Below are 15,673 nucleotides of genomic sequence, written 5' to 3'. Positions count from 1 at the left end.
GCCGTTGCCCGGTCATGGAGTAGTCCGGCCCGTATACCGCACGGCGGACGACTCACCACGACGACCGGAGTCCTGCCGTGACCGATCCGCTCCAGCTGCCCGCCCTGTCCACCGAGAAGGACTACACCGGAGACGCGTTCTCGCCCCTCTACACGACGACGGTGACCGTCGTCGGCGGGGCGGCCTCGCACGGGCGTGCCTCGGGCCGGGCGCGTTCGTCCGACGGCGCCCTGGACCTGGATCTGCGGATGCCCGCCGAGCTCGGCGGCAGCGGGCGGGGGACCAACCCCGAGCAGCTGTTCGCGGCCGGGTTCGCGGCCTGCTTCCACGGCGCGCTGAGCCTGCTGGCGCGCCAGGAGGCGCTCGACCCCGCCGCCGTGTCGGTCCGGGCGACCGTCGCGTTCGGGCGCGATCCCGGGGACGGCGGCTATCTGCTCCACGTCGACCTGGTGGTGGAGTGGCCCGGTGTGCCGCGCGAGACGGCCTCGCGCCTGATGGAGCGGGCCGACGCGCTGTGTCCGTACGCGCGCATGGCCTGGAGGGGCACCCCGACGACCATCACCCTCGCTCCCTGACCGCTCAGAGCGGGAACCACGGGTCCGCGTCGGCCGCTTCCTCCTTGCGGACGGCGAAGACGGAGATGTCCTTCTTGCGCGCGTGCTGCGGCGGCAGGGCCGCGACCACGGGATGGTCTCCCGGCGCGGGGCGCGGGGCGCTCTGTTGCGGCGGACTCCCCTGGAAGAACTCCTGGTTGACCGACCGGTAGTGTGCCCAGTGCTGCGGCAGCTCGTCCTCGGGGAAGATCGCCTCCACCGGGCATACGGGCTCGCAGGCGTGGCAGTCGACGCATTCGTCGGGGTTGATGTAGAGCGTGCGCTCGCCCTCGTAGATGCAGTCCACCGGGCATTCGGTCAGGCACGCCCGGTCCTTGATGTCGACACAGGGCTGCGCGATGACATACGTCATCCCCTTTTGCTCCTCTCAGGGCTTCGAGCTCACCTATGTGACCGATGACGCGGCGAAGCTGTGACACCTGCACGCGGGCTGTGTTCAGCGCACCGGTATCCGTGTCACAAACCGTCGCCCGGCCCTGTCACTTGTCCGTGACCCACCCAGAGCGACGGGAGTGAACGTGTCCTTTACCGAACAACGTCTGGCCACCACGGTGCTGGTGATCGGCACCGGCGGAGCCGGCCTGCGGGCGTCGATCGAGCTGGCCGAGGCCGGCGTCGACGTGATCGCCGTCGGCAAACGGGCCAAGGAGGACACCCACACCTCACTGGCCGCCGGTGGCATCAACGCGGCGCTGGCCACGATGGATCCCGAGGACAGCTGGCAGCAGCACGCCGCCGACACGCTCAAGGAGAGCTATCTGCTCGGTGACCCCCGTACGGCCGAGATCGTCGCCCAGGGCGCGGCCCTGGGCATCGAGGACCTGGAGCGGTACGGGATGGACTTCGCCCGTGAGGAGGACGGCCGCATCTCGCAGCGCTTCTTCGGCGCCCACACGTTCCGGCGCACCGCCTTCGCCGGCGACTACACGGGCCTGGAGATCCAGCGCACGCTGATCCGGCGGGCGAGCCGGCTGGACATCCCGATGCTGGACACCGTCTACATCACCCGCCTGCTGGTCCACGAGGGCGCGGTGTTCGGCGCCTACGGCTTCGACCTGAACGACGGCACCCGTTACCTCATCCACGCGGACGCCGTCATCCTCGCGGCCGGCGGTCATACGCGTATCTGGCGCCGTACGTCCTCGCGGCGCGACGAGAACACCGGCGACTCGTTCCGGCTGGCCGTCGAGGCCGGTGCCCGGCTGCGCGACCCGGAGCTGGTGCAGTTCCACCCCTCCGGCATCATCGAGCCGGAGAACGCCGCCGGCACCCTGGTCAGCGAAGCGGCCCGCGGCGAGGGCGGCGTCCTGCGCAACGCGGACGGCGAGCGGTACATGAGCCGCTACGACCCCGAGCGGATGGAACTGTCCACGCGCGACCGTGTGGCGCTGGCGTCCTACACCGAGATCAAGGAGGGGCGCGGCACGCCCAACGGCGGTGTCTGGCTCGACGTGTCGCATCTGCCCCGACAGACGATCATGGCGCGGCTCCCCCGCGTCTATCAGACCCTCCTCGAACTGCAGATGCTCGACATCACGCGCGAGCCGATCGAGGTCGCGCCCACGGCCCACTACTCGATGGGCGGTGTCTGGGTCCGCCCCGAGGACCACAGCACCGACGTCCGCGGCCTGTACGCCATCGGCGAGGCGTCCAGCGGACTGCACGGCGCCAACCGTCTGGGCGGCAACAGCCTCATCGAGCTCCTGGTGTACGGGCGGATCACCGGGCAGGCGGCCGCCGCCTACGCGCAGTCGCTCACGGCGCAGCCCCGCAGCGCCTCCGCCGTGGCCGGGGCCCGTGCCGAGGTCGACGAGCTCCTCGCGGCCGACGGTCCCGAGAACGTCCGCGCCCTGCAGCGCGCCCTGCGCGACACCATGACCGAGCACGCGGGCGTCGTCCGGGACGAGCAGGGCCTGCGCGCGGGTCTGGCGGAGCTGGACCTGATCGAGAAGCGCATGGAGGACGTCGGGGTGCACCCCGACATCGCCGGCTTCCAGGACCTCGCCCATGCCTTCGACCTGAAGTCGTCCGCGATGGCCGCGCGGGCCACGCTCGAAGCGGCGCTCGAGCGCCGGGAGACGCGCGGCTGTCACAACCGCAGCGACTTCCCCGAGACGGACCCCGCCTTCCGCGTCAACCTCGTCTGGTCCCCGAAGACGGGTGTCACCCACGAGAGCATTCCCCCCGTTCCGCGGGAGATCACCTCCCTCATGGCCGAGGTCTCCAGCGAGGGAAAGCTCGTCGAGTAGCCGCGGACCGGCCGGACACCTCACGGCCGTGTCACACATGGCCGGACACCTCACGGCCGTGTCACACACGGCAGGGGAACCCCGCCGTGTCACACATGGCAGGGGAACCCGGTCTTTCCTTGCACACCCTGTCCTCGCGACAACCTCACACTCCCGAAAGGATCCCCTCATGAAGATCGTCGTCATCGGCGGTACCGGACTGATCGGCTCGAAGCTGGTCGCCAAGCTCACCGAGCACGGTCACGAGGCCGTGCCGGCCGCGCCCAACACAGGTGTCAACACCCTCACCGGCGAGGGTCTCGCCGAGGTCCTGACCGGCGCGTCGGTCGTGATCGACGTCTCCAACTCGCCGTCCTTCGCGGACGACGCGGTGATGGACTTCTTCCGCACCTCGACCACCAACCTCCTCAAGGCGGAGGCGGACGCCGGTGTCACCCACCACGTGGCCCTGTCCGTCGTCGGTACGGAGCGGCTCCAGGAGAGCGGCTACTTCCGTGCCAAGCAGGCCCAGGAGGAGCTGATCAAGGACTCGGGCATCCCGTACTCGATCGTGCACGCCACGCAGTTCTTCGAGTTCATGAAGGGCATCGCCGAGTCCGCGACCGACGGTGACACCGTGCGCCTGGCACCGGTCAGGATCCGTCCCGTCGTCTCCGACGACGTGGCCGCGACCGTGGGCCGTACCGCCGTCGGCACCCCCGTCAACGGGGTGGTGGAGGTCGCCGGCCCCGACGTGTTCCGGCTGGACGAGCTGATCGGCAAGGGCCTGGCCGCCAAGAACGACCCGCGCACGGTCGTGTCCGATGTGCACGCGCCGTACTTCGGTGCCGAGCTGAAGGAGGACACGCTGCTGCCCGGTCCGGACGCGCACATCGCGCAGACCCGTTTCGCCGACTGGCTGGCGCAGCAGCAGGGCTGATCCCGCACCGGGGCAGCGGCGGCGGGGTGAGCGCCGTACCGACGAAGGGGGCCCGCCGTGATCACGGCGGGCCCCCTTCTCCGTTCACCAAGCACTTCGGGGTGGCACCGTCGCCGGTGCCACCCCGAAGTCGTCCGGGCCGCGCTCACGCAGCCGCTTGCGCCTGCCGACGCATCGCCCGCCGGCGCATGGACCGGCGCTCGCCCTCCGTCGTACCGCCCCAGATGCCCTCCACCGAGCCCGCTCCGACGGCCCACGACAGGCACTGCCGCGCCACCGGGCACCGGGAGCAGACGGCTTTCGCCTCGTCGATCTGAAGGGCTGTCGGGCCGCTCGTGATGTTGCCGATCGGGAAGAAGAGATCCGGGTCCTCCCGAAGGCACAGGCCGCCGTCTCGCCAATCCATGGAACACCTCCACCTCACACGCTGGTGGCGAGGGGCCACCACCTGTCACTGGGAAGGACCGAAGGATCGGCCCATGTGTGACATCGGCGCCGGGCCGTCGAAATGTGGCAGAAAGTGCGTCGCGTACCTGTAACGAACTCCCTGGGTGTCCGGTCTGTTGGAACGGAGGTTCCCGCAGGACCGCGCACCGCGGACCGGGCGCCGCGGACCGGGCCCGTGCGACGGGGCCGGGCGGATCCCGGCATGCGCCTCGCCTCCGTCTGGAACCGGCAACAGGAAACGGAGACCGAGGACATGTACGCAGAGACGATCCGTGTGGAAGGCGACCTGCATGAGGCCGTGACCGTCTTCGTGAAACTGCGGCCGCGGCTGTTCGGCATCGCCTATCGCGTGCTGGGCAGCGCGGTGGAAGCCGAGGACGTCGTCCAGGAGGTGTGGCTGCGGTGGCAGCACACCGACCGGACCGTGGTGGTCAGCCCCACGGCCTTCCTGTCGAGCGCCACCACACGGCTGGCCATCAACGTGGCGCAGTCGGCCCGGGTACGCCGGGAGACCTACATCGGTCCGTGGCTGCCCGAACCCATCGACACCAGCATCGACCCGCAGGCCGGCGCCGAACGCGCGGAGGCGCTGGAACTCGCCCTGCTCCTGGTGCTGGAGAAGCTCCCGCCGACCGAGCGCGCCGCCTACGTGCTGCGGGAGGCCTTCGACTATTCCTACCCGGAGATCGCGCAGATCCTGGGGCTCAGCCCCGTCAACGTGCGCAAGATCGTGAGCCGGGCCCGCAAGCACCTCTCCGAGGACCAGCGCGACAGTGTCGACGCCGCCGAACACCGCAGGCTGCTCGACGCGTTCGTCACCGCGGCCCGGCACGGGGACGTCGCCTCGCTGGAAGCCCTGCTCGCCCCGGACGCGGTCAGTCTGTCCGACGGGAACGGCATGCGCGGGGCGGCCCGCGTCCCGGTGATCGGCCGGGCCCGGGTGGCGAACCTGTCGACCGCCCATCCGAGGTTCTGGCCGACGGTCGAGGTGGAGAGGGTCGAGGCCAACGGCCGCGGCGGAGTCCTGCTGTACCGCGACGGGCGGGCCAGTACCTTCATGACCGTCGCGGCCACGCACCGGGGCATCCACCAGGTGATGTGGGTGTTCAGCCCGGGCAAGATCGCCGCTCTGCTCCGCTCCCGCGCACAGACGCGCGAGGCCGCCCTCAGCTCGTACTGACGATGTGTCATATACGGTCTGGGGCCGCGCTGTTCCAGGCACGCAGTTTGTCGGGGTTGAGGACGACCCAGATCCGGGCGACACGGGAGTGGACCAGGTCGAGGGTGATGACCGCGGCGACCCGTTCGTGCCAGCGGGCGACCAGCCCGGCTCGTCCGTTGACCGGCCAGGTGTCCACGGTGGTGCGCGGCTGGGCGGACAGCAGGGTGAGCAGGTTGCGCGCGACGTGCTCGTCGCCGATGACGGGCGTGGTCAGCGCGCGCACCTTTCCCCCGCCGTCGAAGTACGCGATGACGTCGTCGGCCAGTACCGCGCGCAGGCCGACGGGGTCCCCGTCGGCACACGCCTGCCGCACGGCCCGCGCGGTCTGCTCCTGCCGGCGTCCCGATGCCGGGCGGCCGCTGCGGGCGCGCAGACCGTCGCGGGCGGCGGCGGCCGGATCGGCCCGGTCCGCGACGGATCGCGCCGCGTCGCGCGGTGTCGTACGCGCCGGCGCCGCGAGTATGCCGTCGAGGACGAACGCGGCTCTCTGCGCGGGTGACAGTGTGCCCACCGCGCGCAGCAGCACCTCGTCGGCCTCGCTCTCCGGACCGGCGTCGCGCGGCTGCCCACGGGGCACGGACGACGTACGCGCGTCAGCGTCGGGGCCCGGCGGGGACAGCCGCGCCAGCGCGAGACCGCCCACCACGTGGGTCAGCCAGATCCTCGGCGTGCGGATGCGCGAGCGCTGATGGTCGGGCAGTGCGTACCACTCCCGGTACGCCTCGTCGGTGACCCGCTCGGCCGCGACCGGACTGCCCAGCATCCACCGCGCGACCTCCACCAAGTGCCGTCGCTCGTCGAGCAGTTCCGTGAGCGGCACGGTGTCACCGATGTGCTCCATACCCCACTCCCCCTTTCCGCCGCACGGCCCAACACACTGTCACACAGACTCGCACTCCTCGGTCCTATTTAGTGGCAATACAGTGTGTCGTGTGGGCGGGCCGCCCCTTGGAGCCTCTTGCCCGGGCCGCCGCTCACTCTCACGTTCCAAAAAGGGGAATCATCATGCGCACCACAGCACGTGCCGCTGTCGTCGGAGCCTGCCTCATAGGGCTCTCTCTCGTTCCGGGGGCCGCGCAGGCCACCCCCGGCGGCCCCGGGGTCAGTGGCAGGGTCCTCGCCCAGCGGACCATCGGTGACACCGACTACATCCTGCGCGAGGTCACCATTCCGCCCGGACAGGCGACCGGGTGGCACTTCCACGACGGCACCCTGTACGCCCGCGTCAAGCAGGGCACGCTGAGCCACTTCGACTCCTCCTGCGCGTCCGACGGCGTGTACGGGAAGGGCAGCTTCATCAAGGAACCGTCGGGCGCTGATCATGTGCACATCGGTGAGAACCGGGGGGCGACGGACGTCGTCCTTGAGGTCCTCTACGTCCTGCCGCACGGCGCCCCCTTCTCCCGGGACGCCGCGTCCCCCGGCTGCGAGCTGCCGTAACGAGCCGGCTGTCACAGCTCCCTTCACTGCCCGGTCAATGCGGGTACGGACGGCCCGCGGCGCGCTGCGCCGCGGGCCCTGCGGCGACGAAGGAGGAGCATGGCAGGGACAGACATCAGCCGCGTCCTGGCGGCCGCCGGTCCCCCGAGGCCCGTCCACCGCGGCTGCGGCACGGGCCGGGGAGGGCGGCGAGGATGACGCGAAACGCCGACCGCCCGGCCGATCCCGCCGCCGTCACCGTCTCGCTGGCCGCGGAGGCCGCCGTCCTCGAAGGGCGGATCGGGATACTCCGAGAGGCGATCGACGAGGTCGACGCCCAGATCCACGCGGTCTGCGATCGGATCCGGCGCCTGGAGCGGCCTATGGCCGCGAGCGGTGACGGCGAGTCGCCGCCGGGCGAAGGAAGCGGCACGGGACTCACCTCCTCGCCGGCGGGCCGTCCCTGACCGCCCCTGCCCGTACAAGCGGCTCGGCCCGGCCAGCCTTGTCGGGCGGGCCGGGCGGGCCGGGCGGGCCGGGCGGGCCGAACGAGCTGGCGTCTCGGCTCCCGCGTACAACGGTGTGTTCTGTACGGGTCCGCCCGCTCTGTTCTCGGTCGGCGGGGCCGCTGCATATGATGTCGGGCACCATCCCCCGGTGCCGTGCCGGGTGGCGGACCCGGACATCGAGCGGTCCCGCCAGGACACAGGGTTGAGGACGAGAGGAACCCATGGGCTCCGTGACCCAGACGGCTCGCAACATCGAGAGCACCGCCGAGAGCCTCCAGGAGGACCTGGCCCGGCTGGAGATCCAGAAGCAGGCGCTGGAGCGGGAACTGGCCGCGGTCACCGCGCATCTCGGTTCCGTGCAGCGGGCGCTCGACGCCCTTCAGGCCCTGATGCCCGGCGCCGTGCAGGCCCCGGCGTCCCCCGTTCCCGCCGCCCCGCCCGCCCCCGTGGACGTGCCGTCCCCGGCGCGGCCGAGGACCGCGCGCGCCGCGGCGTCCTCCGGCCGCGCCGGCGCGCGCCCGGCCGCCAAGACCGCGAAGGCCGTCAAGGCTGCCAAGGCCGTCCCGAGCGCCGCCGCCGACGGCGACGACGAGGGCAAGACGTACGGCAGGCTGACGGAGCAGATCCTGGCGTACTTCGCGGAGGCGGGAGACCGCGAGGTCCGCGCCCGCGACGTCGCGTCCGCGCTGGGACGCGACACCGACAGCGGCAGCATCAACGCCGTCCGCAGCACCCTCGACCGGCTGGTCGGAGCCTCGCGCGTACGGCGGGCCGGCCGCGGGCTCTACCGCGCCGTCACGCCCTGACCCGGTCCTCGGGCTGCGCGGGCTCCTCGCCGCGGCGCGGCTCACCTCGGGAGACGAAGGCCTGCCTGGGGTGCTGTACGGAGAGCAGCGAGACGATGTCGCGGCCGTAGAGGACGGCGGTGGCCCACACGGCGAACACACGTGTCTTGCGTTCCCAGCTCGGTATCGCCAGGACGTGGTATCCACGGTGCATCAGCCAGGCCGGGAACCCCTTGATGACCAGGCCCCGGTACTGGAAGATGCCGCGGCCCAGTCCCAGTGTGGCCACCACGCCCAGGCTGCTGTGTACGTAGTCCTTCGCCGGACGGCCGCGCAGCGACGCCAGGATGTTCTTCGCCAGGCGCTTGCCCTGCCGGACGGCGTGCTGGGCGTTGGGCACGGTGCGGGCGCCCGGCCGGCCCGCGGCGAGATCGGGCACCGACGCGTCGTCGCCCGCCGCCCAGGCGTCGGGCACCACCTCGGTGTCCGTGGTGACCCGCAGATCCGCCCGTACGGTCAGCAGGCCGCGCTCGTCGACGGGCAGGTCGGTGTGGTTGTGCACGATGGGGTTGGCGGCGTTGCCCGCCGTCCACACCAGCAGGCCCGAGTCGTACTCGGTGCCGTCCGACAGCCGGACCCGTCCGTCCTCGGCGGAGAGGAGCTGGGTGTTCAGGTGCACCTGGGCCCCCCGCTTCCGCAGTGAACGCACCACCCAGGCGCCCGGACGGTCGGTGACCTCGGGCAGGATGCGGTCGCGCGCCTCGACGAGATGGAAGGCCGGTTCGTCCACGTCGATCTCCGGATACCGCTCCAGCAGCGCGGCGGCCAGTGCCAGCAGTTCACCGAATCCCTCCACTCCGGAGAATCCGCCGCCGACGACGGTGACGGTGAGCAGCTTGCTGCGTTCGGGTCCGTGCGGCAGGAGGGCCGCGCGGTCGAACGAGGTGAGGAGGCGGTCGCGGATCGCCACCGCCTCCTCGACGTGCTTCAGCCCGTAGGCCTGGTCGCTCAGCCCCGGGATCGGGAAGGTGCGGGTGACCGCCCCCGCCGTCACCACCAGCACGTCGTAGTGCAGGTCGAAGGAGGGCCCGAACTCCGGGCGGACCGTGACCGTGCGCGCGCCGTGGCTGATCTGCGTCACCGAGCCCGCGACCAGGCGCGTGCGGTGCAGGTGGCGCCGGAGCGAGACCGCCGCGTGCCGGGCCTCGACCGAACCGGCCACGACCTCGGGCAGGAACGGCTGGTAGGTCATGTACGGGCGGGGGTCGACGACGGTGACGCGCGCCTCGCCCCGCCGCAGTTTCTTCTCCAGGCCCCACGCGGTGTAGAAACCCGCGTAACCGCCACCCACGATCAGGATCTCACGCACGGTGTCCTCTGTTCCTCTAGGTCTTCCCCCTGTAGACCGGTCGCGAACACTAGGTGTGACACCGTGACCCGGCCACTGCGGAGGGGGGACGCCGTACCTGCCTGATAGGTGGTCAGTGACTCGCGTGCGAGTTCCAGTGGCCCTCGAGGATCTGGGCGACCTCGGCGGGGCGCTGGAGCGGCGGCCAGTGGTTGCAGTCCATCTCGACCACGGCGGAGGCATGCAGCGAGGCGCCCAGTTTGCGCCCGAACTCGATCTGGCACGCGGGGTCGAGCGCTCCCCAGAAGACCAGGCAGGGCGCCGAGACGGCCGAGAGTCCCGGTTCCCACTCCGCTCCCATGGTGACGGCGGAGCGGTACAGCTTGAGGACGGAGTCCTTCATCGGCTCGTCCACACGACCCACCATCTCCTGGGCCAACGGCAGGGGTACGTCGAAGCCGGCCGCCAGGTCCGCGGCGAACGGCTCCGCGCGCAGATCGCGCATGAAGCGGTCGCCCTCGACCTGGTCCTGCCAGATCTTCGCCAACGGATGCCACACGTAGGAGGAGTTGACCGGCCCGTTGCCGCCGGCCCAGGTGCGGACCAGGTCGGGGCGCAGGTACGCGACGCGGAGGGTGAGGATGCAGCCCCAGTCGTGACCGACCAGGTCCACCGGCTCGCCGACCCTCTCCAGGCGTCGGATCAGCCAGTCGACGTACTCCTCCTTGGAGGAGCCGAAGCCGTTGGGACGCTCGGCGCCGAAACCGGGCAGGTCCCAGGCCTCCACGTCGGTCCTGGTCAGGTGCCGGCGCACACCGTCCCATACGTGGTGGGTGTCGGGCACGCCGTGGATCAGGATGGCAGGCATGAGTGATTCCTTCTTCAAGAGACGGCTGCGTCTCGGGGAAAGGGAGATCTCATCTTGTCACACCGTGTGTTTCCTCGCGTTGACCGTACGGTGTGACCCGGGCCTCCCGCGCCACGCCGGCCGGCCTGCGGGGCGGGCCTGTTCCGTGCGCGCAGGCCGATGTCACAGGTGCCCTTTCTGCCCGGTCTGCTGTGCAAGGAACGCTGCGGCCACCGCGGTGGTGGGGCGTTGCAGGGTGCAGGAGGAGAGGACGCCCCATGAGTGACACCGGTGAGACAGTGCCGATCGCTGAACTGCTCGACGAGCGGCGGCATCTGCTCGACATCGCCTCCTGGATGCTGGGCACGGGCCCCGAGGCCGAGGACGCCGTCACCCACGCCTACCGGCGCTGGTACGGCCTGACCGACGCCCAGCGCACCCGGATCACCGAACCGCGCACCTGGCTGACCAGGACCACGGGCACCATCTGCCTGGCCCGGCTGCCCCTGCGCAAGGGCTCCTCGGGGATCGCCGGTGGGGCTGCCGCCGAAGTGGACCGGGCGCTGACGGAGGAGATCAGCGATGTCCTGCGCGGCGCGCTGGACAGACTGTCCCCGGCCGAACGGGCGGTGTTCTTCCCCGACGACGTCCCGGGCGTGCCGCAGCAGGCGGTCGCGGAGACTGCGATTGCGGAGACGGCGGGTGCGGAGACGGCGGGTGCGTCGTCCGGCCCGTGGGGCGAAATGGCGGCCGGTACCGGCACCGGCCCACGCGGCCACCGGACGCATGCCACGACGCCCCGCCAACACGACCGGATCGTCCACGCCGTCCGAGGGGCGTGCGCCACGCTGGACGCCGCGCGCCTGGAGTCCCTGCTGACGCCGGACGTCAGCGCGTACTTCGACGGCGGCGGCAAAGTTCGCACCCTCCCCGGCCCGGTACACGGCAGCCGGCACGTGGCCCGCGCCCTGCTGACCCTGCTCGCCCCACGGCCCCACACCACCCTGCAACTGCGCCCCGCCAACGGCCGCACCGCGATCGTCGTGCGCCACCGCGACCGGGTCGCCGCCGTCATCAGCTTCGGCGTCACCCGCGGTGTGGTCACCCGTGTGTGGGCCGTCCTCAACCCGGACAAGCTGCGTTCCTGGAACCGTGATCCCGCCCGCGCCGCCGAACACGGCGTACAGGACGTGTGACACACGACGACGGATGCCACGCCGACGACACACGCACCCGTTGCGCGTTGCCGGCCGGAAAAGAGCCCGGCCGCAGCCCCGGACGCCGTTCGCGGGGGTTCGAAGGCGTCCGGGGGGCCATGACAGCCGCCCGGTTCCGCGCAGCGTATGCGGCAGCGGGGGCGGGTGCGGCAGTGTTCCGACGCGTTCGTGCAGTACGCGCAGTACGCACCTAGGCACCGGAAACACTGCGTTCACCCTAGCGCACTTCACCACACCAAATGACACTGTTGGCATCGGAAAGCGACACGACCCGCACTATTCAGCGACATCGTGCAGGAGTTCTCGCTCTCAGGAAGCCTCCGCGGCTGTCACACGATGAGCCGCTGTCCGGTCAGTCATGCGAGCACCGAAGAGACACCGACGGTGACTCACACCAAAAACACGCATCTCAGTTACCACTATGGAGTCGGCATGCTGTCCGAACGGTCCGCGCAGATCGTCCGCACCACACTCCCCGCCGTAGGGGCGTCCCTCGGTACCATCACCGAACTCTTCTACCGCCGCATGTTCGAGGAACGGCCCGAACTGCTCCGCGACCTGTTCAACCGGGCGAACCAGGCCAGCGGCACCCAGCGCGAGGCGCTCGCCGGCGCCGTCGCCGCCTTCGCGACCGCGCTCGTGGACCACCCCGACGAGCGTCCCGACGCGATCCTGGGCCGCATCGCCAACAAACACGCTTCGCTCGGCATCACCTCCGACCAGTACACGCTGGTCGCCCGCCACCTTCTCAACGCCGTCGCCGAGGTCCTCGGTGACGCCGTGACCCCGGAGGTGGCAGCAGCCTGGGATGAGGTCTACTGGCTCATGGCCAACGCCCTCATCGCCCTGGAAGCCCGCCTGTACGCGCAGGCCCGGGTCGAGGACGGCGCCGTCTGGCAGACCATGGAGATCACCGGCCGCCACGAGGAGACCCCCGACGCCGTCTCCCTTGTCCTGCGCCGCGCCGACGGGACACCGACCGGCCCGTTCGTCCCCGGCCAGTACGTCAGCGTACGGGTCGAACTGCCCGACGGGGCCCACCAGATACGGCAGTACAGCCTCTCCACGGCACCCGGCCTCAAGACCTGGCGCATCACCGTCAAACGGGAGTACTCCGCCGACGGCCGCGTCCCCGAGGGCGAGGTCTCCTCCTGGCTGCACACCCACGCCCGCCCCGGAACCACCCTCCAGGTCTCCCTCCCCTTCGGCGACCTCCTCCTCGACCAGAGCGAAAGCCCGCTCCTGCTCGCCTCGGCAGGTATCGGCATCACCCCCATGCTGGCCATGCTCGAACACCTGGCCGCCACCACACCCCACCGCCCCGTCACCGTCGTCCACGCCGACCGCTCCCCCGCCGACCACGCCCACCGACTCGAACTCACCACACTGACCAACCGCCTCCCCAACGCCTCACTCCACCTCTGGTACGAGGACACCGACCACCCCGACCTCGACGCCGTCGCCGACCACATCAACGAAGGCCTCGCCGACATCACCCGCCTCTCCCCCACCCCCAACACCACCGCATACCTCTGCGGCCCCCTCGCCTTCATGAAAGCCGTCCGCACCGACCTCCTCGACCACGGCCTGAGCCCCCGAACCATCCACTACGAAGTCTTCGGCCCCGACCTGTGGCTCAGTAAGCCGTAACCCCCAACCCGCCACAGACGCTGCGCGCCAACGCCGAACGCCGAACGCCGTCGTCTTGGCCGGACAGACCGTCCGGCATGGCTGGAGATCGGCGCTCGGCCGGTTTCGCCGGGCGGGTTGTCCGGAACGGGGCTTCAGACTCACGACAGCGCACCCGTACTGTGCGCGTGCGGACCGCTACGGAACGTACCCGAGGTGGGGTGGATGTCAGTGCGTCGTGCATCCCCGCTTCATCATTTCCCGTGCACCCGTACCGGTCACCCTTCGCGCACGTCCAGCCGTTGAAAGGTGTGGAAACGCCCGTGGTTCTTCCCGACCGTGCTCCGACCAAGCCCGCCACCGCGCTCACGCGCGATCTGAACGCGTCCGTCGTCGTTCCCGACCCGGCTTCTGATGCCGAGGCCGCGTTCGCCGCCCAGGGCCTGATCGCGCCGCTGCCCGCCGACTTCACCGTCGACAAGCAGGGCGGCGGCCCGGTGCCCGCCTGGTCCCTGGCACCGTTCGAGTTCCTCACCGGTGATGCCCCGGACAGCGTCAACCCGAGCCTGTGGCGCAACGCCCTGCTGAACATGAACGTGGGTCTGTTCGAGGTCGTCGCGGACGCCGTCTACCAGGTCCGGGGCATGGATCTGTCCAACATCACCTTCCTGGAGGACCCCACCGGAGCCTCCCGGGAGATCGTCGTCGTCGACCCCCTCATCAGTGAGGAGACCGCCGCCGCCGCGCTCGCGCTCTACCGCGAGCACCGCGGCGGTGACCGGATCATCCGCGCGGTGATCTTCACGCACTCCCACATCGACCACTACGGCGGCGTGCTCGGTCTGTGGGACGACCGGGCCCTCCCCGCGGGCGTCGAGATCATCGCCCCCGACGGCTTCCTGGAGCACGCCGTCAGCGAGAACGTATACGCCGGTAACGCCATGCAGCGCCGCGCCCAGTTCATGTACGGCTCCCTGCTGGAGCGCTCCGCGCAGGGGCAGGTGGACGCCGGGCTCGGCAAGACGAACTCCCTCGGCACCTCGGGTCTGCTCGCCCCGACCTTCACCGTCACCTCGGACATCGCCGCGCCGGGCATCGTCCACACCTTCGGCCCCGTCAGGATCGAGTTCCAGCTCACCCCCGGCACCGAGGCCCCGGCCGAACTGAACTTCTACCTCCCCGACGTCCGTGCCCTGTGCATGGCGGAGAACGCCACCCCTACCCTCCACAACCTCTACAGCCTGCGCGGCGCCCAAGTCCGTGACGCCAAGGCGTGGTCGGAGTTCCTGATCCAGTCCGCCGACTGGTACGCCGACCGCTCCGACTCCCTGTTCGCCTCGCACTTCTGGCCCCGCTGGAACAGCGAGGAGGCACCCGGGACGGTCCGCTCGTTCCTGACCTCGCAGGCCGACCTGTACCGGTACCTGCACGACCAGTCGTTGCGGCTGGCCAACCACGGCCTGACCATGCCGGAGATCGGCGAGGAACTCGACAACGCCGTACCGCAGGCCCTGTCGGGCCAGTGGTTCAACCGGGGCTATTACGGCACCGTCAACCACGACTCCAAGGCCGTCTACCAGCGCTACCTCGGCTGGTACGACGGCAACGCCGCGCACCTGCACGCCCTGCCGCCCGAAGAGGCCGGCGCCCGGTACGTCGATGCCTTCGGTGGCGCCGACAAGGTCGTGGACATCGCCCGGGCCTCCTTCGACGACGCCAAGACCGCGCAGGACTACCGGTTCGCCGCCGAACTCCTGACCCACGTGGTCTTCGCCGACCCCACCAACAGCGCCGCCCGCGGCCTCCAGGCCGACATCCTCGAACAGCTCGGCTACCAGGCCGAGAGCGGCCCCTGGCGCAACTTCTACCTCGCCGCCGCCAACGAGCTGCGCGTCCGTCCAGCGGACAGCCCGGTCGCCCTGCCCTCGCCCCAGATCATCACCCCGCCGGTCCTCGCCGCGATGCCGCTGGACATGCTCTTCGACTACCTCGGCATCCGCCTCAACGGGCCGAACGCGGCCGACCACTCCCTCACCATCGGCCTCACCATCACCAACGGCATCCCGGGCGACCCCACCACCTACACGCTGCAAGTACGCAGCGGAGTCCTCGTTCAGTACCCCGGCACGCTCAAGCCCACCACCGATGCCGTCTACACCATCACCAGGGCCGGACTCAACGACCTCGCCATCGCCGCCGCAACCCCCGACCAGCTCCTCGCCTCCGGCGCGCTCACCATCACCAGCGGCACGATCGCACCGCTCAACACGCTCAACGGCCTCCTCGACACGTTCGAGTACTGGTTCGGGCTGACCACTCCCTGATCCCGGCCACCCGTCGTGGGGGGGGGGCGGGGGGGGGCCGCCCCCCCCCCCCCCCCCACCCCCCCCCCCACCACCCCCCCCCCCCCAAACCCCCCCCCCCCCCCCCCCGACCCCACCCCCCCCCCCCCCAACCCCACCCCCCCC

14 protein-coding genes and 1 pseudogene are annotated in these 15,673 nt (G+C 70.9%); 10 read left to right on the top strand and 5 right to left on the bottom strand.

Features of this window, described 5'->3' with window-relative positions; translation table 11 throughout:
- Positions 1-77 precede the first annotated feature (77 nt).
- On the top strand, positions 78-575 hold the full coding sequence (locus tag ABTZ54_RS30985) for an Ohr family peroxiredoxin (RefSeq protein ID WP_351669545.1): 498 nt from the start codon (positions 78-80) through the stop codon (positions 573-575).
- Positions 576-657: 82 nt separating this feature from the next.
- Here the strand turns inward: ABTZ54_RS30985 and fdxA are convergent.
- Positions 658-966: pseudogene (fdxA, locus tag ABTZ54_RS30980) on the bottom strand (ferredoxin); the annotation flags it as partial.
- 166 nt (positions 967-1,132) lie between these two features.
- Here fdxA and ABTZ54_RS30975 point away from each other — a divergent pair.
- Complete coding sequence (locus tag ABTZ54_RS30975; protein WP_351669543.1) at positions 1,133-2,863, top strand: L-aspartate oxidase; 1,731 nt, start codon at positions 1,133-1,135, stop codon at positions 2,861-2,863.
- Positions 2,864-3,032: 169 nt separating this feature from the next.
- Positions 3,033-3,782: an SDR family oxidoreductase gene (locus ABTZ54_RS30970; protein WP_351669541.1), complete on the top strand. Its 750-nt coding sequence runs from the start codon at positions 3,033-3,035 to the stop codon at positions 3,780-3,782.
- A 145-nt stretch (positions 3,783-3,927) separates the two neighbouring features.
- On the opposite strand, the gene ABTZ54_RS30965 is transcribed toward ABTZ54_RS30970, so the two are convergent.
- Positions 3,928-4,188 carry a WhiB family transcriptional regulator gene (locus tag ABTZ54_RS30965; RefSeq protein WP_351669539.1) on the bottom strand — a complete coding sequence of 87 codons (261 nt, stop codon included), beginning with the start codon at positions 4,186-4,188 and terminating at the stop codon, positions 3,928-3,930.
- A gap of 294 nt (positions 4,189-4,482) precedes the next feature.
- On the opposite strand from ABTZ54_RS30965, the gene ABTZ54_RS30960 reads away from it, so the two are divergent.
- Positions 4,483-5,409, top strand: coding sequence for a sigma-70 family RNA polymerase sigma factor (locus ABTZ54_RS30960; protein ID WP_351669538.1), 927 nt, complete (start codon positions 4,483-4,485; stop codon positions 5,407-5,409).
- 7 nt (positions 5,410-5,416) lie between these two features.
- On the opposite strand, the gene ABTZ54_RS30955 is transcribed toward ABTZ54_RS30960, so the two are convergent.
- Positions 5,417-6,292 (bottom strand): sigma-70 family RNA polymerase sigma factor family protein, encoded by an 876-nt coding sequence (locus ABTZ54_RS30955; RefSeq protein WP_351669536.1) that lies wholly within the window; start codon positions 6,290-6,292, stop codon positions 5,417-5,419.
- Positions 6,293-6,456: 164 nt separating this feature from the next.
- Between ABTZ54_RS30955 and ABTZ54_RS30950 the strand changes: the two genes are divergently transcribed.
- The 3 genes from ABTZ54_RS30950 (at position 6,457) to ABTZ54_RS30940 (ending at position 8,185) form a co-directional block, all read left to right on the top strand.
- Entirely contained in the window at positions 6,457-6,891 is a 435-nt protein-coding gene (locus ABTZ54_RS30950) for a cupin domain-containing protein (protein ID WP_351669534.1), read from the top strand.
- Positions 6,892-7,085: 194 nt separating this feature from the next.
- On the top strand, positions 7,086-7,337 hold the full coding sequence (locus ABTZ54_RS30945) for a hypothetical protein (protein WP_351669532.1): 252 nt from the start codon (positions 7,086-7,088) through the stop codon (positions 7,335-7,337).
- Positions 7,338-7,600: 263 nt separating this feature from the next.
- Positions 7,601-8,185, top strand: coding sequence for a hypothetical protein (locus ABTZ54_RS30940; RefSeq protein ID WP_351669530.1), 585 nt, complete (start codon positions 7,601-7,603; stop codon positions 8,183-8,185).
- On the opposite strand, the gene ABTZ54_RS30935 is transcribed toward ABTZ54_RS30940, so the two are convergent.
- Complete coding sequence (locus ABTZ54_RS30935) at positions 8,175-9,533, bottom strand: NAD(P)/FAD-dependent oxidoreductase (protein ID WP_351669528.1); 1,359 nt, start codon at positions 9,531-9,533, stop codon at positions 8,175-8,177. The two genes, ABTZ54_RS30940 and ABTZ54_RS30935, sit on opposite strands and share 11 nt — an antisense overlap.
- 112 nt (positions 9,534-9,645) lie before the next feature.
- Positions 9,646-10,380, bottom strand: coding sequence for an alpha/beta fold hydrolase (locus ABTZ54_RS30930; RefSeq protein WP_351669526.1), 735 nt, complete (start codon positions 10,378-10,380; stop codon positions 9,646-9,648).
- Between the two features lie 257 nt (positions 10,381-10,637).
- Here ABTZ54_RS30930 and ABTZ54_RS30925 point away from each other — a divergent pair, with 257 nt between their 5' ends.
- The 3 genes from ABTZ54_RS30925 to ABTZ54_RS30915 all read left to right on the top strand — a co-directional run bounded on the left by ABTZ54_RS30925 (position 10,638) and on the right by ABTZ54_RS30915 (position 15,529).
- On the top strand, positions 10,638-11,555 hold the full coding sequence (locus ABTZ54_RS30925) for a sigma-70 family RNA polymerase sigma factor family protein (protein ID WP_351669524.1): 918 nt from the start codon (positions 10,638-10,640) through the stop codon (positions 11,553-11,555).
- Positions 11,556-12,008: 453 nt separating this feature from the next.
- Entirely contained in the window at positions 12,009-13,226 is a 1,218-nt protein-coding gene (locus tag ABTZ54_RS30920; protein WP_351669523.1) for a globin domain-containing protein, read from the top strand.
- Positions 13,227-13,528: 302 nt separating this feature from the next.
- Entirely contained in the window at positions 13,529-15,529 is a 2,001-nt protein-coding gene (locus ABTZ54_RS30915; protein ID WP_351669522.1) for an alkyl/aryl-sulfatase, read from the top strand.
- Positions 15,530-15,673 lie beyond the last annotated feature (144 nt).

The organism is Streptomyces sp. NPDC094032, assembly GCF_040303965.1.
Lineage (GTDB): Bacteria > Actinomycetota > Actinomycetes > Streptomycetales > Streptomycetaceae > Streptomyces.
The sequence above is the reverse complement of the archived record's forward strand: the minus strand, read 5'-3'. Positions and strand labels throughout refer to the sequence as shown.